This is a genomic window from Rhodococcus opacus B4 (assembly GCF_000010805.1).
Lineage (GTDB): Bacteria > Actinomycetota > Actinomycetes > Mycobacteriales > Mycobacteriaceae > Rhodococcus_F > Rhodococcus_F opacus_C.
The window spans coordinates 452,330-477,124 of sequence record NC_012520.1; the positions used below are offsets into that span (position 1 = coordinate 452,330).

The 24,795-nt window shown below is 66.1% G+C and carries 22 protein-coding genes and 5 pseudogenes; 13 read left to right on the top strand and 14 right to left on the bottom strand.

Annotated features, from left to right (window positions below; genetic code table 11):
* Positions 1-20 precede the first annotated feature (20 nt).
* Both ROP_RS38150 and ROP_RS38155 read left to right on the top strand, forming a co-directional pair.
* Positions 21-716: a winged helix-turn-helix domain-containing protein gene (locus ROP_RS38150; protein ID WP_007297093.1), complete on the top strand. Its 696-nt coding sequence runs from the start codon at positions 21-23 to the stop codon at positions 714-716.
* 409 nt (positions 717-1,125) lie between these two features.
* Positions 1,126-1,344 carry a hypothetical protein gene (locus tag ROP_RS38155; RefSeq protein ID WP_148222655.1) on the top strand — a complete coding sequence of 73 codons (219 nt, stop codon included), beginning with the start codon at positions 1,126-1,128 and terminating at the stop codon, positions 1,342-1,344.
* Between the two features lie 550 nt (positions 1,345-1,894).
* Here ROP_RS38155 and ROP_RS38160 read toward each other — a convergent pair.
* Entirely contained in the window at positions 1,895-2,329 is a 435-nt protein-coding gene (locus ROP_RS38160) for a hypothetical protein (protein WP_007297091.1), read from the bottom strand.
* 241 nt (positions 2,330-2,570) lie between these two features.
* Positions 2,571-3,380, bottom strand: a pseudogene (locus ROP_RS38170) (ferritin-like domain-containing protein); the annotation flags it as partial.
* A 298-nt stretch (positions 3,381-3,678) separates the two neighbouring features.
* Between ROP_RS38170 and gvpJ the strand changes: the two are divergent.
* The 4 genes and pseudogenes from gvpJ to ROP_RS38185 all read left to right on the top strand — a co-directional run bounded on the left by gvpJ (position 3,679) and on the right by ROP_RS38185 (position 5,688).
* A complete protein-coding gene (gene gvpJ / locus ROP_RS38175; protein WP_005241554.1) occupies positions 3,679-4,044 on the top strand; it encodes a gas vesicle protein GvpJ in 366 nt (121 codons plus the stop codon).
* Positions 4,041-4,580: pseudogene (locus ROP_RS44655) on the top strand (GvpL/GvpF family gas vesicle protein); the annotation flags it as partial. The gene gvpJ and the pseudogene ROP_RS44655, both read left to right, overlap by 4 nt.
* Before the next feature lie 482 nt (positions 4,581-5,062).
* Entirely contained in the window at positions 5,063-5,407 is a 345-nt protein-coding gene (locus ROP_RS44660; RefSeq protein WP_231869116.1) for a type II toxin-antitoxin system RelE/ParE family toxin, read from the top strand.
* Positions 5,407-5,688, top strand: a complete 282-nt coding sequence (locus tag ROP_RS38185; RefSeq protein ID WP_007297086.1) for a helix-turn-helix domain-containing protein — start codon at positions 5,407-5,409, stop codon at positions 5,686-5,688. Before ROP_RS44660 ends, ROP_RS38185 begins: the two co-directional genes overlap by 1 nt.
* A gap of 896 nt (positions 5,689-6,584) precedes the next feature.
* On the opposite strand, the gene ROP_RS38190 is transcribed toward ROP_RS38185, so the two are convergent.
* The 3 genes from ROP_RS38190 to ROP_RS38200 all read right to left on the bottom strand — a co-directional run bounded on the left by ROP_RS38190 (position 6,585) and on the right by ROP_RS38200 (position 8,994).
* Entirely contained in the window at positions 6,585-6,818 is a 234-nt protein-coding gene (locus tag ROP_RS38190) for an AMP-binding enzyme (RefSeq protein ID WP_012686962.1), read from the bottom strand.
* Between the two features lie 113 nt (positions 6,819-6,931).
* Positions 6,932-7,723 (bottom strand): HpcH/HpaI aldolase/citrate lyase family protein, encoded by a 792-nt coding sequence (locus ROP_RS38195; RefSeq protein ID WP_007297084.1) that lies wholly within the window; start codon positions 7,721-7,723, stop codon positions 6,932-6,934.
* Entirely contained in the window at positions 7,723-8,994 is a 1,272-nt protein-coding gene (locus ROP_RS38200) for a CaiB/BaiF CoA transferase family protein (protein WP_007297083.1), read from the bottom strand. Before ROP_RS38200 ends, ROP_RS38195 begins: the two co-directional genes overlap by 1 nt.
* Positions 8,995-9,199: 205 nt before the next feature.
* Between ROP_RS38200 and ROP_RS38205 the strand changes: the two genes are divergently transcribed.
* On the top strand, positions 9,200-10,120 hold the full coding sequence (locus ROP_RS38205; RefSeq protein WP_012686963.1) for a LysR family transcriptional regulator: 921 nt from the start codon (positions 9,200-9,202) through the stop codon (positions 10,118-10,120).
* 6 nt (positions 10,121-10,126) lie between these two features.
* On the opposite strand, the gene ROP_RS38210 is transcribed toward ROP_RS38205, so the two are convergent.
* From ROP_RS38210 to ROP_RS42985, 4 genes are all read right to left on the bottom strand, one after another.
* Positions 10,127-10,984 carry an HpcH/HpaI aldolase/citrate lyase family protein gene (locus ROP_RS38210; protein WP_012686964.1) on the bottom strand — a complete coding sequence of 286 codons (858 nt, stop codon included), beginning with the start codon at positions 10,982-10,984 and terminating at the stop codon, positions 10,127-10,129.
* Positions 10,981-12,099 carry a PrpF domain-containing protein gene (locus tag ROP_RS38215; RefSeq protein WP_080512621.1) on the bottom strand — a complete coding sequence of 373 codons (1,119 nt, stop codon included), beginning with the start codon at positions 12,097-12,099 and terminating at the stop codon, positions 10,981-10,983. The genes ROP_RS38210 and ROP_RS38215 overlap by 4 nt, the downstream gene beginning before the upstream one ends.
* Before the next feature lie 208 nt (positions 12,100-12,307).
* Positions 12,308-13,702 carry an SLC13 family permease gene (locus ROP_RS38220; RefSeq protein WP_012686966.1) on the bottom strand — a complete coding sequence of 465 codons (1,395 nt, stop codon included), beginning with the start codon at positions 13,700-13,702 and terminating at the stop codon, positions 12,308-12,310.
* Between the two features lie 88 nt (positions 13,703-13,790).
* Positions 13,791-14,009 (bottom strand): hypothetical protein, encoded by a 219-nt coding sequence (locus tag ROP_RS42985; RefSeq protein ID WP_231869118.1) that lies wholly within the window; start codon positions 14,007-14,009, stop codon positions 13,791-13,793.
* 115 nt (positions 14,010-14,124) lie between these two features.
* Here ROP_RS42985 and ROP_RS38225 point away from each other — a divergent pair, with 115 nt between their 5' ends.
* The 3 genes from ROP_RS38225 (at position 14,125) to ROP_RS38235 (ending at position 16,029) form a co-directional block, all read left to right on the top strand.
* Complete coding sequence (locus tag ROP_RS38225; RefSeq protein WP_007297078.1) at positions 14,125-15,045, top strand: LysR family transcriptional regulator; 921 nt, start codon at positions 14,125-14,127, stop codon at positions 15,043-15,045.
* A 166-nt stretch (positions 15,046-15,211) separates the two neighbouring features.
* On the top strand, positions 15,212-15,679 hold the full coding sequence (locus tag ROP_RS38230) for a hypothetical protein (protein WP_012686967.1): 468 nt from the start codon (positions 15,212-15,214) through the stop codon (positions 15,677-15,679).
* The gene (locus tag ROP_RS38235) at positions 15,676-16,029 is read left to right on the top strand and encodes a hypothetical protein (protein WP_007297076.1); all 354 of its coding nucleotides are present in this window, start codon (positions 15,676-15,678) and stop codon (positions 16,027-16,029) included. Before ROP_RS38230 ends, ROP_RS38235 begins: the two co-directional genes overlap by 4 nt.
* A gap of 449 nt (positions 16,030-16,478) precedes the next feature.
* Here the strand turns inward: ROP_RS38235 and ROP_RS44985 are convergent, their stop codons facing one another.
* From ROP_RS44985 to ROP_RS42095, 3 genes and pseudogenes are all read right to left on the bottom strand, one after another.
* Positions 16,479-16,601 (bottom strand): hypothetical protein, encoded by a 123-nt coding sequence (locus ROP_RS44985; RefSeq protein WP_258085260.1) that lies wholly within the window; start codon positions 16,599-16,601, stop codon positions 16,479-16,481.
* A 51-nt stretch (positions 16,602-16,652) separates the two neighbouring features.
* A complete protein-coding gene (locus ROP_RS38240) occupies positions 16,653-17,204 on the bottom strand; it encodes a TIGR03086 family metal-binding protein (protein ID WP_012686968.1) in 552 nt (183 codons plus the stop codon).
* 391 nt (positions 17,205-17,595) lie between these two features.
* Positions 17,596-17,889 (bottom strand): annotated as a pseudogene (locus ROP_RS42095) (integrase core domain-containing protein); the annotation flags it as partial.
* A 48-nt stretch (positions 17,890-17,937) separates the two neighbouring features.
* Here ROP_RS42095 and ROP_RS38245 point away from each other — a divergent pair.
* The gene (locus ROP_RS38245) at positions 17,938-19,332 is read left to right on the top strand and encodes an IS30 family transposase (RefSeq protein WP_043827253.1); all 1,395 of its coding nucleotides are present in this window, start codon (positions 17,938-17,940) and stop codon (positions 19,330-19,332) included.
* Between the two features lie 7 nt (positions 19,333-19,339).
* On the opposite strand, the pseudogene ROP_RS42990 reads toward ROP_RS38245, so the two are convergent.
* Positions 19,340-19,492: pseudogene (locus ROP_RS42990) on the bottom strand (DDE-type integrase/transposase/recombinase); the annotation flags it as partial.
* An 83-nt stretch (positions 19,493-19,575) separates the two neighbouring features.
* Here ROP_RS42990 and ROP_RS38250 point away from each other — a divergent pair.
* The gene (locus ROP_RS38250; protein ID WP_043826076.1) at positions 19,576-20,625 is read left to right on the top strand and encodes a tyrosine-type recombinase/integrase; all 1,050 of its coding nucleotides are present in this window, start codon (positions 19,576-19,578) and stop codon (positions 20,623-20,625) included.
* Complete coding sequence (locus tag ROP_RS38255; protein WP_012686759.1) at positions 20,622-22,958, top strand: tyrosine-type recombinase/integrase; 2,337 nt, start codon at positions 20,622-20,624, stop codon at positions 22,956-22,958. Before ROP_RS38250 ends, ROP_RS38255 begins: the two co-directional genes overlap by 4 nt.
* 29 nt (positions 22,959-22,987) lie before the next feature.
* Here ROP_RS38255 and ROP_RS42105 read toward each other — a convergent pair.
* A pseudogene (locus ROP_RS42105) lies at positions 22,988-23,763 on the bottom strand (IS3 family transposase); the annotation flags it as partial.
* Positions 23,764-24,795 lie beyond the last annotated feature (1,032 nt).

The following is a 24,795-nucleotide window of genomic DNA, read 5'->3' on the forward strand; positions in this document are numbered from 1 at the left end:
TCGCTGCGATGGGTGGTGCTGTGGAACTGCTGGTGCTGACCGGTGACCTCGACCCCGAGTCCGTGTTGCCCGCGCTCGGGCTGCTCGCGCACACGGCACGGTCGGCGCCGCTGGAGGCGTCGTCTTTCCTCGACACGGATCGGGTCGATGTCGTCCTCGTCGACGCGCGGGCCGACCTCGCGGCCGCTCGTGATCTGTGCCGGTCGCGCAAGACTTCAGATTCCGCCGTGGTTCCGGTGGTTGCGGTCCTGACCGAGGGCGGGTTGGTCGCTGTCACCCCGGAGTGGGGGCTCGACGACATCCTGCTGACCGGCGCGGGCCCGGCCGAGCTGAATGCCCGGCTGCGCCTGCTGGCCGGCCGCAGCGGTGGAGCCGGTCCGGATGGCACCGTGAAGATCGCCCTCGGCGATCTGGTGATCGACGACCTCACCTACACCGCCCGGGTGCGTGGCCGTCCGCTCGATCTCACCTACAAGGAGTTCGAGTTGCTCAAACACCTTGTCCAGCATGCTGGTCAGGTCTTCACCCGGGCGCAGTTACTGCAGACGGTGTGGGGCTACGACTTCTTCGGCGGCACCCGCACCGTGGACGTGCACGTCCGCCGGGTGCGGGCGAAGCTCGGCGTCGAGCACCATTCGCTGATTCAGACGGTCCGCAACGTGGGGTACAAGGCGGCGGCGCAGCACCACACCGGCACGACGGACCCGCAATCCTGAGCGGCCGTACGTCGACGCCTCCGGGTGGAAGGACCCGGCGAGCGCCCTTGTCCGTGGGCGCTGACTCGTCATGATCCCGGGTCCCGGGGTATTGAGAGCCGTTCAGGCGTCCGGCGCAGTCGGGTCCGTCGGGTGATGGTCGGGTCCGTGACGCCCTCGATGCCGGTGACGCGCATCGTGACCGATCAGCTACGACCAGTGGGCGGAGATGTCGGTCGGGTCGGTGAGGGGGCAGGTTTCGTGCCGCGCCAGTTCGGCCGGAAGGCCTTCGGCGGTCGGCACCATTCGCAGCTGGATTCCGCCGGGAAGGAGAGGATTTCCGGCAGTGTCAGGGTCCGATCGGAGCCGGGCAGCGAGAAGGACCGGGCCACCGATCCGGACTCCACCTGTGGGCGGCCGCGTTCAGGCGATGTCGACCGCGCCCGGCACGCCGCAATACAGGCACTCGAGCTGCAACAGGACTTCAAACGGGACGTACAACGGGCAGAACTACGCCCGATACCAGTACAAGGTGACCGATGGTGGGCGGATCTGGTTCTTTGTCGATCCTGCACAGAATGGCGCCAAGATCGCGGGCCGGGTTCTGCTCGAACGCTGCGAACCCGGCCACCCGAAGGAAACCGAATAGGTCACGCACAGCTATGGGCCACTCGGGTCCCCGAGGCGGTCGCGGCGCCGGATCTGCACGCGTGAGCAGGAAACGCGGCGCGGTTCTCGGCGGGATCTGTGTCGGGGGCCGCGCCGATCGGCCCTGGTTGGACCTCGCTCCGGCGGAGGCACAGCCGGTGTAGATCGCTGTGCACGGCCCGTACCCGACCCCGGGGTGCGGGACGTTTCGGGTGCGACAGGGCTGTGACCTGGTGTGATGACATGTCCCCGGTTGTGATGTGGGGGTGCCGGCGACGTGTCGGGGGGAGTGCGGCGGTCCTGACACGGATCGATCAACGACCAGCTCGGGGCCAACGTCAGCCTGCACGATCTGCGTCACACGCTCGGATTGCGCCTGATCGCCGATCCCGACGTCACCCTCGTCGACGTCCAGCAGGTACTCCGACATCGGCAGATCACCACGACGGGCCGCTACCTTCGTCCCCGAGTAGGTGAGATCTGCCGCCAACGGACATCCGTCCCGGAGCGCTTCGGCCCCTCGATGATCTCCTGCGATGATCGTCGGTCGATCACCCTCCGGGACACAAACTCTCGCGCGCCCTGTTCCAGAACGGAAAGAGTTGCGGGCTACCGGCATCCGAGTGATCGAGTCGACCGAGCTCGACGAATTCCAGAATCGTCTTTCCTACTGTGTGCGAGAGTCGGCAGGCCTGAAGGCTCAGCTTCGCCGTTGCGGCGAATCCGATGTCCGTCGCGAAGGGGCCCAGATCGCTGGAGTTCACGAAGTTCTCCAGGCGGTCACCGAACCGGTTGTATTCAGTTTGGAGACCGAACCCGCAGGGCTGGCGGATCAGTTCGCCGCACGTCGTCGGACGGCCGTTGATGATGAAGGATCTGTCCTCGAGCGGGCGAGGCGACGGCTGTTGCGGCGGGTTACGTGTCAGGAAGTACACCGCTGCGCCCACGGCCAGGATCACGAGCAGTGCTGTAGCGATCCGCTTCATAACCCACCACGCCGTTCAACCGCGGACAACTCCGACCCCGGTTTCTCATCCTGCCGTATTCGACGACACGCGGGTCACGTACCCGCAAACCTCTCGAGCGGTGCCTGCGGGCGGCGATCGGGCGGGTGGGTTGTTCGACGGCACTGCGAGTGCGGACTGTCGTTCCGGCGCAGCAGATCGGCGGCCCGACCGGTGGGGGTGGCGGGCGGTGTCGACGACGTCCGCCGCCCGCTCAGCGGGATTCCAACGTTGAGCTCGTCGTAGTCGTCGATGGGCAGCTCCCCGGGTTCGAGGACACCGGTGGCGGTGCGCGCGGAATCGATCACGTTGGCGACGCCGTCGGCGCCTTGCTGACGGGTGACCTGTTCGGCGGTCTCGAGCGCCGCGTCGCGGATGCGGTCAGGGTCTTGACCGCGACGTCCCCGGCCCGGGCCCCGCGGCTGAGGAGCTCGTTCAAGGCGGGTGGGGTGGTGCGGACGGTGTCGAGGGCGCGGTCCAGGCTGCGCGCGGACCAGGTGACGGGCACGTTGACCAGTCTCACCGCGGCGCCGGCGGCGGCCTGCAACGGGGTGCGGCGGAGCGCCGCCGGGCCCCCAAGAGCGTCTTCGGCGAGGACGGTGGTCAGCCAATCCACCGTGGCCGAGTGTGCGGCGATCAACCGGAACGCGAGGTTTTCGATGTCGCGTTCCCCGGCGGCGACGGCGAGGGCCTTGATATAGCGGGCGTGGTCGAGAAGCTGGTGTTCGAGCGCCAGATCGCCGAACAGCGCCTCGTCGAACGGTTGGGCCTGCTCGGTCAGGGCCTTGACCGCGGCGACGGCGCGGCCGAGGAACGGGCCGATCAGCTCGGGGACACCGCCGAGTTGGCGGATCGCGGCGTCGATGGCCTCGGCGCGGGAGCGGCCGTTGGCGGCGTTCTCCGACAATTCGCGGCGCACCGCGTCGGTGCGGGCCTGAACGATGCGGGTTTCGGCGACCTGCATTTCGGTGTGGGTGAGATCGAGAACTGCGCGCAACTGCGCGAGCAGGGTGGTGGTGTCAGTGGTGCTCATGCGGGTTCGCCCCTTCTGCGTTGACGGCATGGACTGGCGGTTGCACCCCTGTCCACGTACCCCGTGTACGCCGAGCTCACCGCGGTCCTGACAGTGTTCAGCCGCTGTTTACCTCAATGACCGGGGGCGTTTGCCTGGGTTCTCGGTGCGCACTCGTCGGCGGCATCGGCAAACGCCCCCGCGAAAGCCCGTGGTCGGGGCCCTGTTCAGGCGGACGGCCGGTGGGGTACTCGCGGTCGGTCGGGATCGGCGCGCCCAGGCGAAAACACCTGGGGGCCGGGGAGCGAGGAGCGAAGCAATGACCACAGCGGGTGGTCCGAGCTCGAGCAGCCTGGCGGACGTCATCGACACCATCTTGGACAAGGGCCTGGTCATCGACGCCTACGTGCGGGTGTCACTGGTCGGTATCGAACTGCTCACCATCGACGCCCGCATCGTGGTCGCTAGCGTCGACACCTACCTGCGCTTCGCCGAGGCGGCGAACCGGCTCGCGATCGGCAGTGAACCGAAGGGCCTGTCCGACCTCGTGTCCGATGTCAAGGGCAGTGGCAGCACGAAGTCCAAGACCAAGGGTGTCCTCGAGGGCGTGGGGGAGACGCTCGGTGAGCTGCTCAGCGGATCCGGAAGCGAACGCGAACCGGCACCCCGGCGGAGGCGGAAATGACCTCCGCCGACGACGCCGACGACAACGACAACGACTACGACTACGACTACGACAACGACAACGACAACGACAACGACGAGGGTGCTTCGGCGGCCGTGATCTATGTGTATGGCATCGTGCCCGCGGACGTGCAACCCGAGGACGACGCCACCGGCGTCCACGACGCCCCGATCGAGATCGTCGAACACGGCGACATCGCGGCGTTGGTCAGCGAGATCGACCCGGACCAACGACTGGGCACCCCCGCGGACCTGCAGGCCCACGCCCACATCCTCGACGGCACCTCGCACGTCGCTCCGGTGCTGCCGCTGCGGTTCGGTGCCGTCGTGTCCGACCGTGACGCGGTGATCAACGAGTTGCTCGCCGAACACGAGGACGAGTTCGCTGCCGCCCTCAATGAGCTCGAGGGCTTCGCCCAGTACATGGTGAAGGGCCGTTACGTCGAGGAGACCATCGTTCGGGAGATCGTCGACGAGAGCCCGAAGGCCACCGCCCTGCTCGAAACGATCCGCGACCAGCCCGAGGCCCAGCATCGGTTGTTGGGCAGAACGGTATGCCGAGTCCAGCGGTGCCACAACACCGTTCACTCGGGCATTGCGGTATGCCATCGGTGTTTCACGCGCCTGTCCCGGCTGGGGATGAGCCCTGAGGACATCGCGACTGCGATGGAGCTGCCCGACGAGCCGGCCCCGGCGACTCGATGCGCAGGCGGGGCGAAGATCACCGATGCGCAACTGCGGGTGCTGTGCGACGGACTGCGCTGGCGACAGGTGACCTCGATTGCCGTCGACCGCGCCGAGATCACCCGCAACAAATCGGTGCGCTCGCTGCGGGCCGCCCTCACCCAACACGTTCGCCGGGTCGCGACGACGGCACCGATCCTGAGCAGCCCGTGCCCGTGTGTTGGCGTCGTTCGGTGTGCTTTCCCGCCCCGGGTGATGCCGACCGCGCGCCGGATCTTGGCGTCGTCCTCTGCTGCGTGGGGGGCGAGTACCAAGCCATACAAAATTTTGTATACTTGTGGTGTGAAGAAGATCCAGTTCATGGGACCGCGCTGGAGGATCTTCGGGGTTTCCCCGATGCGGTTCGTCGTCGGTGTGGTTATCAGCTGGACCGTGTTCAGCAGGGGGTCGAGCCGACGGACTGGAAGCCGATGGTGGGTGTGGGTTCTGGTGTGCGGGAGATCCGGGTACGTGATGGGTCGGGAGCGTTCCGTGTCATCTACGTGGCGAAGTTCGCGGACCGGGTAGTTGTGCTGCATTGCTTCCAGAAGAAGTCTCAGAAAACGTCGGCGGCGGACGTGGCTACCGCGAAGAAGCGGTACCAGCAGGTGATAGCGGATGACGGGAAGGGTGAGCAGTGATGAGCGATGAAATCTATGGCAGCGTGTGGGATGCGATCGAGGACACTCCGCAGGAGGCGGAGAACATGCGGCTGCGGTCGACTCTGTTGATTGCGCTGTCTCGGCGCATCGAGACCGAGGGATGGACCCAGAAGGATGCGGCCGCCCGGCTTGGTGTGACTCAGCCGCGGGTGTCGGATCTGATTCGAGGAAAGATCGACCTGTTCAGCCTTGATGCTTTGGTCAACATGGTTTCGGCCGCCGGACTTCATGTCGATATGACGGTGAGCGCTGCCGCGTAGGGCCCTCGTCCGAGGCTGTATGGAGATTTCTTCGGGTCGGGCAGTGTGGACGAGGTGACACCGGCTGGGCGCGTGCCGATGGCGGCGTGGTTCATGATCGGAATCGATGGGGGCGTGGGTTGGCATGGTCTCCTTGGAGGGTACGGAGTCGGACCGGGCGCGCACCTTTGCGTTTCAGTCCGGGAAGTGTTGTGCGACATGACCCCTCGACACATCGCTGTTTCACATTTGATACCCAGGAAGAGGCTGGGGCATTGTTGGCCTGTCCCGCCCTGAACGTCCGGCAGACAGTGCCACGGATTGGTGGTTCACTCCCATATTCCGCTTTGCCGTCTCTTCACGATGCCGCCGCGTGGCTCTGGTTTCGTCATCTGAAGCAAAGAAGATGTCGGGATCTTGATTGCGACAGCCTGCGCGGCACTGCCGTTCCCATAATTCGGTGAGTGGGCGGGGAAGAGTTGACTGTTTGAGTAGATTCGACATCGGGTGGTGAGGTTTCCGGTTTGTTGTATCTGGCTCCGGCTTTCAGCTGTTTGCGATGAACAGAACTCAGGTATCGGGGATAGTTCGACGAAAGGAGCGTCGATCTGCGAATCTATTGTGGCTGTGTGTTCGTCGTAGCGCGATGAGGGCGACGGGACCTATGCCAGGCGACGCCGCGATAACGTGATCGGGGGCGGCCGTGTCCGTCCGCTGTGGTGCCGGGTGCAGCCTCGCGTAGCTTCGGCAGGGCCCGGGATCCCGGACTCGCGAAGAGTCGGTTGCGGGTCGGAGGATGCCTGGCGGCTCGCGCGCCGCAGCCGGGCGATGGTGCTCGTCGTCACGCGAGTTAGGAAAGCGCTGTTCATGCCCCGGATGATGAGGCGCTGACACTCGACGGCAATCGCTTTGTGCGGTTAGGACAGGGCGGGACGCGACTCGCGCAATTTGTAGCGTTGGATCTTCCCATTGGGTATCCGCGGCAACTCAGATATGAATTCGATGCTGCGCGGATACTTGTACGGTGCGAGCACGCTCTTGACGAAGTCTTGCAATGCGCTCACCTCTGCCTCGTCGCCGGCGACGTCGGGTACCAGTACCACCGCAGCGTGTACGACCATGCCTCGGTCGGGATCAGGGAGACCCACCACCGCGCATTCGCGAACGTGCGCGTGACGGCCGAGTGCGCGGGGGTGGTGTTCGCATCTATCAAGTCCGATCCTTGAGTTCTACAGGCATGGAAACGGGTGTGTCGGTCGATTCCTCATGCGTGTGCGGAATCCAGTATGTTCTTTGCCCGTTGCGCGACGGGGAGGTCGACGAACTCGCCGCCGGGCAGTCGCACCGCGGCTCCGTCGGCGTTCTCGAATGCGTCGACAACCTGTCGTGCCCAGTCGATGTCGTTCTGCCGGGGACTGAAGGTGGTGTGGATGGCCGGTAGCTGGGCGGGGTGGATGGCGGATTTGCCGAACAGGCCGAGGTCACGGCTGTGGGCGGCCTGGCGGACGAGTCCGTCGGTGTCGTCGATGTGCGGGTAGACGCTGTCGATCGGTGGGGCGATGCCGGCGGCGCGGGCGGCGACGACGAGGTGGGAGCGCACGTATTGCATGGGTGCGTCCCCTGTCCCGGTGCCGAGGTCCTTCTGTAGGTCGATGCCGCCGAGGGCGAGGTGTGTGACCGTGGGGTGGTCGGCGATCGCGAAGGCGTTGGCGACTCCTTTCGCGGTTTCGATGGCGCAGATCAGTGGCTTTCCGGGGGCCCGGTCGACGACCCAGCGGATGTCGTCGAGTGTTTCGACCTTGGGGATGCGGATGCCGTGCGCGGACGTGGCGACGGCCCCTAGATCAGCGTCCGCCAATTCGGTCCCCGGCGCGTTGATCCGCACCCATGCGGTTCGGGTGGTGATGACGGATGCGACGTTGTCCCGCGCTGTCGACTTCTCGGTAGGCGGTACCGCGTCTTCGAGGTCGAGGATGACAGCGTCTGCGCCGGCGTCGAATACCTTGCCGAGGAGTTTTCGGTTGTGGCCTGGTGCGAACAGGTAGCTGCGGTCCATCAGAGGACCCCCTTCTCGGCGAGTGCGGTCAGTCGGTCCGGGTCGATGTCGAGGGTGTCCTTGTAGAACTGTTGGTTGTCCTGGCCGAGTCGGCGGCCGGCGAAGTTGATCGCACCCGGTGTGCCGAGCATGCGGAGCATGAGGTTCTGCATCTTGATGGGGCCGAGGTCTTCGTCGTCGACGGTGGTGATGCAGTCGCGGGCGAGGACGTGCGGATCGTTCATCAGTTGCGCGACGTCGTAGATCGGTGCCAGTGCGGCGCCGACGCGTTCGAATTCGGCCGTGACTTCGTGCAGCGGTCTGTCGGCGATCCATTTCGCGACGGCCTCGTCGAGCAGGTCACCGTTGCGACTGCGTTCGCCGGCGGAGTCGAACCAGGGTTGTTCGACGATGTCGGGTCGGCCGACCAGGCGCATGACGCGTGCGGCGACGGAGGTGGCGCTCGCGGAGATGGCGACCCACCGCCCGTCCTTGGTGAGGTAGGTGTTGCGTGGGGCGTTGTTGGGGGAGCGGTTGCCGTTGCGGCCGGCGATGGTGCCGAGTTGGTCGTACGCGGTGGGGCCGGGGCCCAGGATCCCCAGCAGCGGCTCGAGCAGAGACAGGTCGATGACCTGCCCCTTTCCGTCGCTGTCCGGACCGTTTCGGTGCAGCAGCGCGGTCACCACACCGAAGGCGCCGGCGAGTCCGGCGACACCGTCGGCGAGGCCGAAGGGCGGCAGCGTCGGCGGACCGTCCTCGCCTCCTGTTTGGTGGGCGAATCCACTCATCGCCTCGGCGAGGGTCCCGAACGCTCGGCGCTCGGCGTAGGGTCCGGATTGGCCGAAGCCGGTGACCCGCAACATGATCAGTCCTGGGTTGAGGTCTTGGAGCCGGTCCGGGCCCAGCCCCCACTTCTCGAGTACGCCGGGGCGGAAGTTCTCCACCAGCACGTCGGCGTCGACGACGAGGTCGCGGAGCATCTGCTGACCGTCGGTGGTGCTGAGATTGAGGGTGATGCATGTCTTGTTGCGCGAGATGACCTTCCACCACAGTCCGTGCCCGTCCTTGCGTGCTCCGTGGGTGCGGGCGGGATCGCCTGTGGGGTGCTCGATCTTGATGACCTCGGCGCCGTAGTCGCCGAGCAGCATGGCAGTGATCGGTGCGGCGTAGACGGTACTGATGTCGAGGACACGGATGCCGTGCAGCGGACCACGCGTCGGAGTGGAGGTGCCGTCCGTGCTCTCGTCGGCCTGGTCGTCAGGCGAGCGGATGTCACTCGGGTGTGCAGTCATAGGCTGTCCTCGCGTGGTGGGGAGAGTCGATACGGGGGCGGCGGACGAGTGGCCGCCCGACAGGCGGGTGCCAGGTGTCCCGGCGCGGCCGAAAAATTGTCAGGGCGCCGCTGCCGCCACTTCAGACTGGCACCCACACGGTTCAACTACAATCGCGGGTATGTCGACAGGCATTAACTTCTTCTAAAGTCAGGAGGTGGGTCGGGTGCTGGACACGAACAGGATGTTCACGCTGCGCGAGGTCGCCGAGCACGGCTCGATCACCGCGGCGGCGGCGGCGCTCGGGTACACCACTTCGGCTGTCTCCCAACAAATCGCCAAGCTGGAGAAGGAGGCCGGGCAACCACTCCTCGAGCGGCACGCGCGCGGCATCGTGTTGACCGAGGCGGGGCGATCGGTGGTCAAGCACACCGAACGCATCCTGATCGAACTCGAGGCCGCCGATGCCGAACTCGCCGAGATCAAAGGACTGCGCGCGGGTGTGCTGGCGCTCGGCACGTTCCCCACGGCCGGGTCGTCACTGCTGCCACTCGTGGTCAAGGAGTTCAAGACCCGGCACCCGGGGGTCGAACTGAAGGTGCTCAGTGGCCGATTCGCGTATTTGGTCGATGCGCTTCGCCGCCGGGAGACCGAACTGTCGCTGCTGTGGGACTACGAGTGGAACCGGGTGGATGACCCCACGTTGACGTACCACCACGTGATGAACGATCCGACCGTGCTGCTGGTGTCGGAACGGCACCGACTGGCCGACCGCGACTCGATCCGGATCGCCGAATTGCGCGACGAGTCGTGGGTGGTCCGCGCCGACGATCATCCGGTCGCGCAGACCCTCGAAAAACTTTGTCAGCAAGGTGGTTTCACGCCACGCACGAGTGTCTTCGCGCACGACTACGGTGAGGTGCAGGCGATGGTCGCCGTCGACCTCGGCGTGGCTATTGCTCCGCGACTGGCTGTGCTCAACCTGCGGCCCGACGTCCGGTCGATTCCCCTCGCTACCCGTCCGCCGCAGCGGCGGATCCTGGTCGCGCATCTGACCGAGCGGCGGCTGAGCCCGGCCGCGCAGGAAGGAATCGCGGTGTGCGCTGCCGCCGCCCACCAGCTGCAGGAGGGATTCGAAACCGGATAGGACCGGTCAGCTTCGGCCGATTCCGAAACAGTCGGCAAGGTGGGTGATCTTCTCGGCCCGACCGAGCCGGGGCGGGTCGCTGCCGTCGCGGACAATCCGGCCGCGGGCTTCGAAATCGGCGAGAAACTCCCGCGCCCAGGTCACGTCCGAGGGGGTGGGGCTGACGGTTTCGTTGATTACCGGCAGTTGTTCGGTGTCCAGGCACAGCTTCCCGGTCAACCCGAGGGACACGGACACGGCGGACTGCTCGCGCAGCACGGTGTGACTGTTGCTGACGGTGGGGCCGTCGATCGGTCCGGGCAGGTTGCCGATTCGGCTGGCGACCACCAGCCTGGAGCGGGGGTAGGCCATGGCGAGGTCGTCGGCGCTGGTGCCGGTGTCGCGTCGGTAGTCGCCGCTGCCGAAGGCGAGCCGGAAGACGCCGCGGGTGCGGGCGATATCACGCGCCTGGTCGATTCCGAGGGCGGATTCGACCAACGCGAGTACCGGGGTGGATCTGCCGAGTCGGTCGAAAGTTTCGGTGATATGTTCGGCGGCTTCGGTTTTCGCGAGCATCACGCCCGCCAGTCCGGGAAGCCCGGTGAGGCTATCGACGTCATCGCTCCAGTAGGCCGAGGAGCGGTCGTTGATCCGCACCCAGGCCGAGGTGTTCTCGAGCCAGGCGGCGACCTCTTCCCGTGCGTCGGACTTGAGTTGGGGGTCGACGGCGTCCTCGATGTCGAGGACGATTTGGTCCGCGCAGGAGCGGTCGGCCTGGTCGAACAGGTCGGTTCGGGTGCCGTTGACCAGGAGCCAGGATCGGGCGATCCGAGCATCGATTTCCCGACGTGCGATCGCCACGTTCTCCGGTGTTCGGATCCTCATCGCGCGGAGCCGACCAGTGCCGGAGCCGGCGCCGGGGCGGTGACGAACAGTTCCGCCGATGCGATGCGGCGGGCCGCCCGGTGGAGGGTGACCGATTCGAGTACCCCGTCGAGGGAAACGGAGAGGTCGACATCGAGTACCCCGGCGGGTGTCCCCACCCGAAGCGATCCCGGCCACCGGACCTGCGTGTTGTCGGTGACGACACCTCCGGTCACGGTGGACGCCGCGGCGACGGCGACCGCGGATGTGAGCCCGATCGCCGGGTGCGGGGCGAGCATCGACAGCATCCGGACCGAGATGTCGTAGTCCTCGGCGCGGATATCGACGCCGGCGCTGGTGCGGTAGTCCGCCGGCGGACCCACGACACCGACTTTCGGAATCGCATGGGAGATAGGGTCTCCCGGCTTGCTCAACCCCATCCGCAACGAGGACTCCCGACGTAGCGACAGCAGCAGCGGCAGGTGTTCGGCGATCGTCTGGTTGTCCTCCGCGCCGGTCAGGCCGAGGTCGGCGGCGTCGAACAGCGCCGCCGGGGCGCCGGCGACGACCATCGTGGCGTGATAGCTGCGGCCCGCGATCGTGACACGATCGATGGATGCGCCGGTGGGCAGCAGTGTGGCCGCGCCGCCGGCGAGACCGGTGAAGGTGAGCCCCACCGGGACACCCAACGCGCTGGTACCGGGCACGGCAGCGTCGCCTTCGGTGGGGATCATCCCGCCCGGGGTGGCGATCTCGGCGTTCAGGATCGCGCCGGTGTTCTGGTTCCGCATCCGCACGGTCGTCGTCGCGGAGTCGACCGGAACGAACCCGGACTGCAGCGCGTACAACCCGATCGCGGTGGCGCAGTTGCCGCAGTTGCTGCCCCATTCGACCTGGCGGTCACCAATCGCGACCTGAGCAAACAGGTAGTCGACGTCGATTCCGGGCTCGCTGGAGCGGCGCACGATCGCCGCCTTCGAGGTGGTCGAGCTGCCGCCGCCGACACCGTCGAGCTGACGCGGATCACCCGAGCCGAATGCCGACGTCAAGATGGCATCGAGGCCGCCGGCCTGAGCAATGAGCGGATCGACGTCGAATGCGTTGAACAGCCAGCACTTGCTGGTTCCTCCCCGCATCCAGGTTCCATGAAGTGTGAACACGGTCCGGCCCACCTTTCGGGTTCGAAGAGTTTGTGAGGCACCGCTGGAGGCTCTGATCGGATGGGGAGCGTGCTTCCCAGCGGTGTCCCACTGCCCACCCTGACCTACATCAGGGTGGAGAACAATGGCGAATAAGTCGATGAGGGTTAACTTCAGTTAAACCCTCGCGGGTGCGGTCTGCGCGTCAGACCAGTGTCGGGACGGCCACCAGCACCAGCCAGCACAGGGCCGGCGCGATCGCGACCACGATGCCCGCGTTGAGGAGCAGTTGCCGGTAGAACCGGGGCCGCTCGATGTTCTGGGCGTTGGCGAGGACGAGTGCGCCGTTGGTCGAGAACGGGGAGACGTCGACCACGGTGGCGGAGATGGCGAGTGCTGCCACGACTCCGACGACCGGCAGCGCCCCGGTCTGCAGCAGAGGAAGCGCGAGCGGGATGACGGCGGTGAGAAGCGCCGTCGACGATGCGAACGCCGAGGTGACGCCGATGACGTAGCAGAGGACGACGGCGACCAGCAGCGGTGCGCCGATGGTGATCGCCATCTCGGCGAGGTGGTCGATCGTGCCGATCTCTTCCATGAGCGAGATGTAGGTGACCATGCCGGCGACGAGCAGCACGGTGGACCAGCTGATACCGGCGATAGCCTCACTCTGCTTGGACAGGTCGGTGAAGGCGAGGATCGCACCGGCCGCGATGGCGACGAAGCTGATCGGCATATGCAGCACCAGGACCAGCACCAACACCGCGGCAATCAGGACGAGGGTGAGCTTCTGGACCCCGGTGACCGGCTGCACGTCGTGGTCGGTGACGACCTCGGTGCGCGGCGTCCGGATGAGGACCTGAGTGCCGCCCCCACTGGACGATACGCCGGCCGGCGTTCCCCCGGGTCCCGCGGTGGGGGTGCTCAGCGCGCTCCCACCACCGTCGGAGTCGATGCCGGCGCTCGAGCCGGTGGCGGAGAACTCGAGATTCCGTACCCGGGCAAGGACGGCGTAGCCGACCACTGTGAGGACCGAGAGCAGCAAATTGATGCCGTAGCTGGCGAAGAACAGGGTCCAGGGGGCGATCGTCAGGCCGCTCGACTCGACGATGTCGCGGACGAGGACACCGGAGACCGAGATTGGGGAGAACGCTCCGGCGTGTGCGCCGTTGATGGTCATGATGCCCATTACCAGCGGACTCATCCGGGTCCGGGCGGCGAACGACATCGCCGCCGGGGAGATCAATGCGACGGCCGCCGGGCTGAACGTTCCCAGGGCCGTGAGCACGGAGGCGCAGAAGAAGAACACCCACGGGACGATCGTCACTCGTCCGCGAACGCCGCGAATGCAGGCGTTGACCAGGAGGTCGATGGTCCCGTTCTTCTTCGCCATACCGAAGAAGTAGGTGACGCCGATGATCGTCAGCACGATCGAACTGGGGAACTCGGCGAGGATTTCCTTGTCGTCGTAGCCGAGGAGGAACGCCCCCACGACGAAAGCGCCGATGAACCCCAATATGCCGATGTTGATGGGGAAGAAGGTGGCTATCACGAACATTGCCACCAACGCGATCAGTGGCAGTATCTCGATGGAAGTCATGGGCGTTCTTTCGGTTCGCTGCGGGGCGGATCGAACGGCGCCTGGTCGGCGGCCGGTCGCGACGGACAGACGTGAATATGGGGCGGAGTCACGCGGTGTAGATCGGGAGCTGTCGCTCCCGCCGGCGCAGCGCGGGGTCATGTCGCCGCCGCTCGAGGTGACTGTCGACGGTGGTCGCCCACACCGCACCGGGTTGCAGTACCTCATCGATGCCGACCGACGTCAGCTGCACTGGGCGACCGACGGGATCGACAGGGCGATTCGGTGCTGTGATCCCGGGTGGTGAGGGAGTTGCGATCGTCTGCATGTCACATCCTTCGCTTGATCATTACCCAGATCACACTATGAGCGGGTTATGTTTATGACAATGTCGTATTTCTACGGCGAGGTTTAGCAGGATTAAAGGCTTGTGGGAGGTATCGATGCGCGACTCGTTCGATGTGGTGACACTGTTCCTGCTCCTCGACATCGCCGAGGCCGGATCGCTCACCGGCGGCGCCGAACGCGCCAACGTCACGCCATCCGCCGCGTCGCAGCGCATCGCCAAACTGGAACAGGAGATCCGGCAGCCGGTGTTGACCCGCCTGCCTCGCGGCGTCCGGTTGACGGAGGCCGGTGACATTCTCGTCACGCGTGCGCGGCTGTTCCGTCAGGAAATGCGCGCCGCCCGCGGGGACCTGGAATCTCTGCAGGGGCTCGAGCGCGGCACCGTCCGGCTCGGCTCGTTCCCGACCGTCAGCGCCTCCCTGCTCTCGGACGCGCTAAAGGACTATCACGCCCACTGGCCCGGCATCGACGTGCGCGTCCAATCCGCGGTCCGCCCGCGGCTGCTGGAGATGCTTCACTCGAGCGAGGTGGAAATGGCGTTGCTCTGGAGTTACGACTGGACCGAGGAGACCGAGAAATCCCTGGCGCTCGTGCCGCTAATGGAGGATGAAACGGTCCTGCTCGTCCCGCTCGACGGGCCGTACGCCGACGATGTCGCGGTGGCATCGCTGCGATCGGCGAAGTGGATCATCCGCAACACCAACCACCCGGCCGCCGAAGTGCTTTACCGCAGCTGCGAGACGGCCGGATTCACCCCGAACGTCGTCTACGAGGCCCATGACTACCAAGAGATCGAAGCGATGGTCGCCGCGGGAGTCGGCATCGCCATGGTTCCGCGACTGGCCGTCACGCACCATCGCCCAGACGTATACGCGGTCCGATTCCGGCCCACTGACCGTGTGCCCACGCGATCGATCTACATCGCCTCGCTCGCCCGCCGGCAGTACACCCCCGGCATGCACGCCGTCTCCCGTGCACTCCACGACGCCGCCGACGCCATCACCGCGCAACGCTAAACTGCAAGATCGATATCTCGCTGGGAGTCTTGGCTCGCAGTTTTTCTATGCGTGGCGGCGGCCGGACGACGCCCTTTGTCAGCTGTGCCAGCTCGGTTGGCGGCCGTCCGTGTCGGCGCCCCTCTCTCACCTTGCCGACCGCACACTTTAAAAGTAAATTGAAAGTATGTCTGTGGGTGAGGTGCCGTTCTCGGATATCCAGAACAAGGGGAAGGCGACGTTGTCGGAGTGGCAGCGGTCGGGTGCGCGGCCGCTGCGGGTGACGCGGCGCGACGATGAGGATTTGGTGTTGATGACGGCGGTGCGGGCGGATCAGGAGCGGGAGGTGCTCGCGGCGGCGACGGCGATGGTCGACGCCCTGTTGCACTCCGATGACGGTGTTCTGGTCCGCAAGGTCGTGGCGGCGGCGTTTCCGTGGGTGAGCTACCTGTCGGGTGAGGAGGTCGCCGATTTCGTCGACGAGCTGATCGCGTCGCTGCGAGCGGGTTCGTCGCTGGATAATCCGGCTCCGCCGGCCCGCACGATCGAGACGTGGCGGCACACGGCGGAGGTGTATGCCGATCCGGATCTTGCCCGGATCCTGTCGGCGCCGTCCGCCGGTGACTTCGGGGCCGTGCCGGTGCCGGAGCTGTGAGCCCGAAGCTGGGTGAGCGGGTTGCGCCGCCGGCGGCCGGGGAGCTGTGGGAGCTGCGGTTCGCGACCAGTGACGCGGCGAAGGGATGGGACGAGCTGTGCCGGCAGGCGCCGGCGAACACGCTGGTGGCGTACGAGGAGCTGCGACGCCGCGCGGTCGCGGGGGAGTCGACGACGCGCCATCACCGGTTGAAGGGCAGGCTCGCGACCGGGGTCCACAACGGTCTTGAGATGGAGCAGTGGCAGTACGAGGTCACCGCCGGCGGCCGCATCTGGTACGTGATGGATATCGAGCACCGCACCTTGTGGCTGAAGTACGCCGGAACAGGGCACCCCAAACAGACCGAATGATGTTGCCATTGTGCTGAATAGGGGCCTGATCGAATCGACTCAGCGGAGTCGGGAGCCGAGGTGGTCGGCTCGCGACCTGGAACCGTGCTGTGCGGGCATACGGTCTCTATTCGTTGGTCCCGGCCCGAGCCGCACACCGAGCGAGTGTTTGAGTGCGGGAGCTGGAAACGGGGCACCATGGCCACGGTCGCGAAGAAGAACAGCTGAGCGGGAATCCGCTCTGCTCGTAGTGGCTGCGCGACTTTCGGTCAGGATCTGCCACCGAGCCGGCTCCCGCCCCTACATTCGGTGGGCAGTGAGGTTCTGGGCGCCGAGCGAACGCATCTGAATCCGGTGCGGGAGGCATGACGGGGCCGGCGGCGCGTTGTATCTTCGGTCGCGGTCGATCCGGGAAGGCGGGATGGCGGAGAAGATCTCCGCACTCAGCGTCTTCGATGCGGTTCCTCGGTTCAGGGCAGCAACGTCACCCTCAAGAGCAGATCGAGCCACACGGCGATCGCGACCAGACCGCCGAACGCGACCGCGACGATGAAGAATGGCGTCGTCGCGCGATCAGCCCAGTCGATCGGCACATCGTCGATAGAGCCGTGCGGCGGACTCTGTGCGCCACGCCGTTCGTTCTGTTAGGTGGTGCGGCCCAGGAAGTTCAGCAGCTGGGTCTGGATGTCGGCGTTGTCTGTGGGTGCCACCTTGGCCCCGAAGGCGTGGGGGAGTCGGATCCGGTCGTCTTCTGCGACCAGAAAGGTTCGGGCCAGCTCGACTGCCTCGGGATCGAGGTGTTCGTCCTGCCCGGTGGCGCGCGCGAAATCCCAGGTATGTATCAGCGTGTCGGCGCACGCCATCCGCCGGACGAATTGCTCGAAGGGCAGGTTGCCGAACTCGGCACCCAATACCTGCTGGGCGGTCGCCTCCGACTGAAGGGCAGCCTGTACCCCGGCTGTCGCATCCAGCCAGGCGGCCACCACGTCCTCCCCAGCGGTTGGCACCCGGTAGTCATTTCCCCTGAGCCCTGCGCAGGCCCGTCGGTGGTTACCCACCACATGGGCGGCGACGTCCCAGGCGGTCCAGCCTGGGCAGGGGGAGGCCGAGTTCCAGCGGTCCTGCGGGCAGCCCAGGAGACGATCGGTGAAGTCCTGCGCCACCCGCGCGTACAGACTGGTGATGGGCGATCCCATCGCCACACCGTACGTCAACCGCACCTCACCGAATCTGTGCTGGTAGAGGGCATCATTGCGCACACGGCGACCCGCACCGGCCGCCGCTGCGCCTGAACCGGGAGTTCTTCCGGCCCCGACACGGGGGCTCCGGGGCCGGATGCCGAGCCGTGACGATGTGCCCCGAGGCCTTGTCAGCGCTGAAGGGAACAGGTGCGATGGGGGAGCTGACCGCGGTGAATATCGGTCTGTCCGTCGGCGCCGTGGTTGCCGAGGGAAACACGGCGTGGCCAGGACATCGCACCGGACCTGATCATCGCGCACGCGGCCGTTGGCCGACAAGTCGTGGACGGAACTGGTGCTCGACGAGGATGTCGAGGTGAGGTTGCCCCTCGGGAGTGGACACCGGATTTCATGCGGCGACTGACAGCGTAGACGACGCGATGAGTCGTTGTTCGAACTCCACTGGGGTGAGGTATCCGAGGGCGGAGTGACGGCGACGTCGATTGAAGTACGAGAGCCACTCGAACAGGTCCAGCCGTGCCTGCGACTTCGACGTCCAACTCCGTCCGTGCAGCCACTCCCTCTTGAGTCCTTGGAAGAACGACTCGGCGAGAGCATTATCGTAACTCGAGCCGACCCGTCCTCGACTTAGCTGAATCCCATGACGGCGGCATACATCGACGAAAGCTGCTGCGGTGTACTGACCAGGCTCAACCGGTGGAAGCAACACCTCGATAACGGAGGTGTGGGAATGGGACGACCACCCGGGTGGGCAGCAGCGTTGACGGGGCGTGCGGTGATGCGGTCACCGGGACGGCCTCCGATACGCCGAGATCTAGAGCGGGCATTCTGGACGCGGATCGCCGAGGGTCTCACGAGCGACGACGCAGCGACCACATGCGGCGTGTCGGGGCCGGTGGGGACACGGTGGTTCCGCCAGGCTGGTGGGATGCCACCGATCGAGTTGACCCCGGTCTCGGGGAGGTACCTGTCGTTCACCGAGCGTGAGGATATCGCGCTGCTGCGAGCCAAGGGTATGAGTATGCGCGACATCGCTGACCGGATCGGACGGTCACCGTCGACGATCTCGCGGGAGTTGCGGCGGAACGCCGCCACCCGCAATGGCAAGCTCACATACCGAGCGTCGACCGCACAGTGGAAGGCCGACCTCGCCGCGAGGCGCCCAAAACCAGCGAAGCTCGCCGAACACGATCGGCTACGAGAATATGTGCAGGACAAACTGTCTGGTGTGATTCGTGCCGACGATGGAACCGTGGTGTCCGGTCCGGATGCCGCTTGGATTGGCCGAAACAAGCCTCGGCGCGGTGATCGTCGGTGGGCGACGGCGTGGAGTCCGGAGCAGATCTCGAATCGCCTACCGATCGACTATCCGGAGGACCCGACGATGCGCATTTCACCTGAGGCGATCTACCAATCGCTCTACATCGAGGGTCGCGGCGGCCTGGAGCGGGAGCTCGTCGCGTGCTTGCGCACCGGCCGGGCGCTGCGAAAGCCTCGTGCGCGAGCACGGAAGCAGCGCACCGGATTTATCACCGAGGAGGTGACCATCAGCGCCCGTCCGGAGGAGGTCGAGAGCCGGAAGACGCCGGGGCATTGGGAGGGCGACCTCATCATCGGTCTGACCCGGTCCGCGATCGGCACGCTCGTCGAGCGCACCAGCAGATACACGACTCTACTACACCTGCCGCGACTGAAGGGCTATGGAACAGCGGCGATGGTGAAGAACGGGCCGGCGCTGTCCGGATATGGTTCGGAGTCCGTTCGTGATGCTCTGGCCGCGACGCTGTCACCGCTGCCCGAGCATCTACGCAGATCCGTGACGTGGGATCGCGGAAAGGAACTCGCGCGTCATGCCGAGCTGACGGCATCTACGGGTATCCGTGTCTACTTCTGTGATCCGTACAGTCCATGGCAGCGCGGAACGAATGAGAACACCAATGGGCTGCTGCGACAATATTTTCCGAAGGGAACTGATCTGTCCCGATACAAGTTCCGTGAGCTTCAGGCGGTCGCCGATGCGCTCAACAACCGCCCCCGAAAAGTGCACGGTTGGAGAACTCCAGCGGAAGTGTTTGCCGAACAGGTACACTCGTCCTCACGGCACGGTGTTGCGACGACCGGTTGAATCCGCCCTGTGATCCGCGGTCGCTGTGGAAGATAACGCCACCGACGTCACCACCGCGGGTGCGCACCGACATCTCGATCGCGTCCGTGACGAGATCGGTGCGCATGTGGTCAGCGATCGACCAGCCCACCACCCGGCGTGAGAAGATGTCGATCACCGTATTAGTTACGTGGAATCACGCCGGGGGTCGGTTGTTCGTCCCGCGGTGTCACCACGAGCTGAGGGGCCCTGTTGACTGTGTCGATGATCTTGGAAGAGAAGTGGCCGGTCCTGTGCCGGCACGAGCGGGCGGCCGAGTGGTTGCAGATCTGGACCGATCTGGGGCGGGCGCCTCGCACGATCGATGCGTACGCTCGCGGCCTGGCCGAGTACCTGCTCGTCTGCGAGCGTGAAGGCGTCGATCCGGTTGTCGCGACCCGGGCCCAAATCGCCTTGTTTGTAAGGGACTTGCGGACTCGACCGAGTCGGCGCGGTACCAATGTTGTCGCGTTGGACTCGGGTTCGGGTCTGGCGAACGCGACGCTGCAGCAGCGACTGGTTCCGGTGCGGTTGTTCTACGACTTCCTGGTCGAGGAGGGGGTCCGCGAGTCCAACCCGGTCGGTCGCGGGCGTTACACGCCGGGCCGGCACTTCGGTGGGCAGCCCCGGCCGCTCGTCCCGCGGATGGTCAAGTTGCCGTGGATCCCCGGCGAGGCCGAGTGGTTGCAGCTGCTCGACGTTTTCCGGCTCGAGCCGATCCGTAACCGGCTGATGCTGGCGCTGGCCTACGACTCGGCGCTGCGCCGTGAAGAGCTGTGCTCGCTCCGTACCGACGATCTCGATCCCGCGCACCGCATGCTGCGGGTGCGGCCGGAGACGACCAAGACCCGTCGAGGGCGGGTGGTGCCGTACTCTGCGGCGACCGGGGTGCTGCTGTCGGGCTACCTCGCCCACCGGGCCGGGATCAGCCGCGCCCGGGGGCCGCTGTTCTTGTCCGAGTCACGGCGCAATTTCGGTGAGCCGCTGAGCTTGTGGAGCTGGTCGAAGGTGGTGCGGCGAGTCGCGTTGGCTGCTGATGTTCCGCAGTTCTCTACGCATACCACCCGACACCTGTGTCTGACCGACCTGGCGCGAATGGGCTGGGAGCTGCATGCGATCGCAACCTTCGCCGGGCACCGTTCCACCGAGTCGACGCTGACCTATATTCACCTGTCGGGTCGGGATCTTGCGGAGAAGCTGAATCGTGCAATGACGCACCTGCATGCGCAGCGCATCAGCATGCTCACCGCACCCGACGGGACGGGTCCGGCGTGACCGCCGCGGTTCGTGCCGTCGGCGAGGCGGATGCCACGTGGCCGGCGTCGACGTTTCCGGTGTCCCTCGAACGCTACGATCGCCGGGAGGAGCTGACCGATGCGGAGCGCCGAGCACTGCGCGATTTGAGCCCGAAGGCGTTGCGCCGCAATAGAGCGCGGGGAATCCCACGCCGGACCGCGACCCACTGGACGGCGCTGGTGCGGCTCGTCGAGCCGCTCGACACCGCGCGGGCCGGGTTGCATCATGGCGATGACGCCCGGTTTCGGCGGGCCGGGGCGCACGCGGCCGCTATCATCTTGCAGAACTGCGCGGACACCGGCCGGTCCTACTGGGCGTGGACGAGCGAGGACTGGGCGCAGCTGTGTGGTTCGAGCGCCGAGGCCTTCGTCGCGGCCAGGGAACTGCCTACCGAGACCACCGTGCGTCCCTTCCTCGTCGCTCTGGCCTATCTGCTCGGCAGCTTCGACGCCTTCCAACTATTGGGCACATTCAACCGGCTGCACCTGGCCCGCCTCGTCTTCGGCGCCGAGGCGATCGAGGAGTCGATGCGCCAGGCCAGCGCGGTCCTGGACCAGTGGGGGTACCGCGGCGTCTTTATCGGCAAACACCGACTGCGCGGGGGGCTCAGCCAGGCCCTGCTGATCAACCGCAGTTCCAGGCTCGAGGATCTGGATACCGCGGCATTCGACCGGCTGCGCGTGCACCCAGCCACCAACGATCACCAAGGCGAGATGCTCTACGCGCTCCAACGTGCCGTCGCCGCACTCGGACACTGCGACCCGCCGGTGCGCACCGGAGACAACCCCTACGCCGTCATCGAAGGCACCACCGACAGCTGGGCCAACTGGGTCGCCCGTTGGCACGACACCTCCACGCTCACCCCGCGGGTCCGCAGGACCATCCGCACCATCCTGGCCAAGGCCGGGCGGTGGCTCGCCGCCGAACATCCCGAGATCACCGAACCCGGGCAATGGACCCGCCAGACCAGCGCCGCCTGGGTCGCGGCCGTGGACCGCATGACCGTCGGCGACTACGTCCAACGCCGCGACCACCTCCGCGCCCGCACCGGAGACCCGATCTCCCCACGCACCAAAGCCCACATTCTCATGGCCACCCGCACCTTCTTCCGCGACTGCCAGGAGTGGGAATGGATCGATCGTCGCTTCGACCCGGCCCGGGCACTCGCACTGCCCCGCAGCGTGTCCGCACTGATCGGCACCAACCCGCGTGTCATTGCCGACGATGTGTGGGCGAAGCTGCTCTGGGCCGGGCTCAATCTCGACTCGAGTGACCTGCCCGGCAATTCCGCCCACACCTACTACCCAATGGAGCTGATCCGGGCGATCACACTGACCTGGCTCTTCGGCGGACTGCGCAGCGACGAGCTATCGCGGCTGCGAGTTGGCTGCGTGCGTTGGCAACACGACGGTCAGCCCATTGCTGCCGACTCACCCGACGTGCTCGCTGAGGACGCCGTCTGCCTGCTGGAGGTCCCCGTCCACAAGACCGGCACCGCGTTCACGAAACCCGTCGATCCCCTTCTGGGACAGGCGCTCGAGGCCTGGCAAGCCCTGCGCCCGCCTCAGCCGAAGACACTCGACCGCAAGACCAGCGAACAGGTGGACATGCTCTTCGCCTTCCGCGCGCACCCGGTCGCAAAGAACTACATCAACCGCACGATCATTCCCGCGCTCTGCGCCAAGGCCGGTGTTCCGAGCAGCGACGTCCGCGGCAACATCACCAGTCACCGGGCCCGCTCCACGATCGCGACCCAGCTCTACAACGCCAAGGAACCGATGACACTGTTCGAGCTGCAGGCCTGGCTCGGCCACCGCACCCCGAACACCACCCAGCACTACGCGAAAATCACCCCGAACACGCTGTCCAAGGCCTACAACGAAGCCGGCTACTTCGCCCGCAACGTACGCACCATCGAAGTGCTCGTCGACCGCGACGCCGTCACCTCCGGCGGCGCCGCCACCGGCCAACCCTGGCAGCACTACGACCTCGGCCACGGCTGGTGCAGCTACACCTTTTTCGAGCAGTGCCAGCACCGGATGGCCTGCGCACGCTGCGACTTCTACACGCCGAAAGACTCCAGCAAAGCCCAGCTACTCGAGGCCAGCGGCAACCTACAACGCATGCTCACCAGCATCCCGCTCACCGACGACGAACGCGCCGCCGTCGATGACGGACACACCGCCGTCGCGGCGCTGCTCGAGCGCCTCACCGACCTCCCTACACCCGCCGGGCCCACCCCACGAGAGATCGGTACGTCCCCGACCGTGACCCTGCTGCCGATCGTGCAAGTCCGACACGGAGAACCCTGATGAACTTGACAATCCTGATTCCACATAATGGCCAAGAACAACCACGAGGATCCCACCGGGATGTAGGTTATGTCCCCACACCACTTGGTATCGACAGCCGTAGCGGTGAAGTCTCGCATCACCAGATCCGGCACCGACGGAGCCGACTTGTCCGCGACGGTCGTGCGCTTGCTGCGGCGCAGGTGCCTGCCCACCACGTGGTGGATTCGCATCAGCCGGGTCACCCGTTTGCGGTTGATCTTGCGTCCGCGGGAGCGGAGTTCGGCGTGAACCCGCGGGGCACCGTAGGCGCTCCGGTGCTCGGCATGAATGGCGCGGATCTCGGCGACCGTCGCGGCTTCCTCGGCCTGGCGCTCGACTCGGGCCGGCTCCGTGATCAGGTGCTTGTAGTAGCCGGAACGGGAGGTCCCGAGCACCCGGCACAGCCGCTGCACGCCGAACTCGGCGCGATGGTCGGAGATGAAGTCCCAGCGGCGGGTCTTCACTTCACCTCCTTTGCGAAATACGCGGCCGCCCGGCGCAGAATCTCGCGTTCGAGCTGCCATTCCTTTTCCGCACCGCGCAGCCGCGCATTCTCCGCGCGCAGCCGCGCGAGCTCGTCCGCCTCGGTCCCGTCGGCGCCGGTACTGCGGTCCTGCGAGCGCGCGTTACGGGCGGTGTCCTTGCGGACCCACGTCCGTAGCGTTTCGCCACTGACGCCCACATCCGCGGCCACCGCCGCGTACGTGCGTTTGCCGTCGGCCGCGCGATACAACGCGACCGCGTCTTTCCGGAATTCCTCCGTGTACAGAGACTGGCGTCCCACCTCGACATCCCTCCTGGCTCTCCTAGAACCATTGTCCGGGGTGTCCACTCAAAGGGTGCAGCCTCAAGGTGGCGGTCCTGGGGTGGCTGGCGGAACATCACTCGTCCAGGAGGCCTAGCTGACGGCGTGCACGTGGGTGGGACTACGCGCTGACCCGCCGAACCCGGGACCGACATCTTGGCCCGCACGATCGTCGCGCGGGGGCTGCATGACGAGTGCCGGCACGGATGCACTGAACTCGCGCTGATGCTGGTCGACGGACGGAAAGCGACCGACGCTGATGGTGGTGCGGTCGGCGCCGCGATGCCGACGGGTGGGCCCGAGAGAGGGTGCTCGCCTCGTTCGGTCACGATTGTCGATCTGACATTGGGATAGCGCGGCGACGTACGGGCTGACGCCAGCTGATCGGAGTGAGCTCCCGCGGTTTCTCGGCCGGCGCGCGCCCCACTGTTGTCGCGAGGGGTGGCCGTCCCGGTGCCTGTTGCTCATCGCGGTGTTGTGTCGAGTTTTCTCCACTCGTGTGTACGGTGCCGCAGTCGGTTTCGGGTGAACCGTGTGTGAGTGCGGTGCGGAAGAGAATGATGCCGGCTGGGGGTGACCACACTCCGAATGCGGTGGCACGGCCACGACGGTGTTCTCCGGGCTGCTGGGGATGTGGCCGGCGGGCGGACTTCGCGAGGTAAGGTTCGGTGCCGCTGTGGCCCGAGTCCGGGAGGCGCTGCACCGCCGGAATTGCGGCACAGTCTTCGGTGAGAAGGCGGTGGGCCGTCAGGCGCACACCACACCCTGCTCGGCATCGTGAACACCGAATTCGACAATATCGACAACTTCAATGCCGCAGTTGCCGACGCGATTTCGGGATTTCGGTGGAGAATGGTCCCTGTCGGGTTGAGTCGTGCTCGTCCTGCATGAAGCTCGGTGCGATGTGATTTGAGCTCGACGAGGATCGTGTGTGGTCTGCCCACATGGACAATGTCTTGAGACGTTGAATTGTTAGTTCGGTGAGCTTCCTCCTTTGCGGGACGAGCCTGC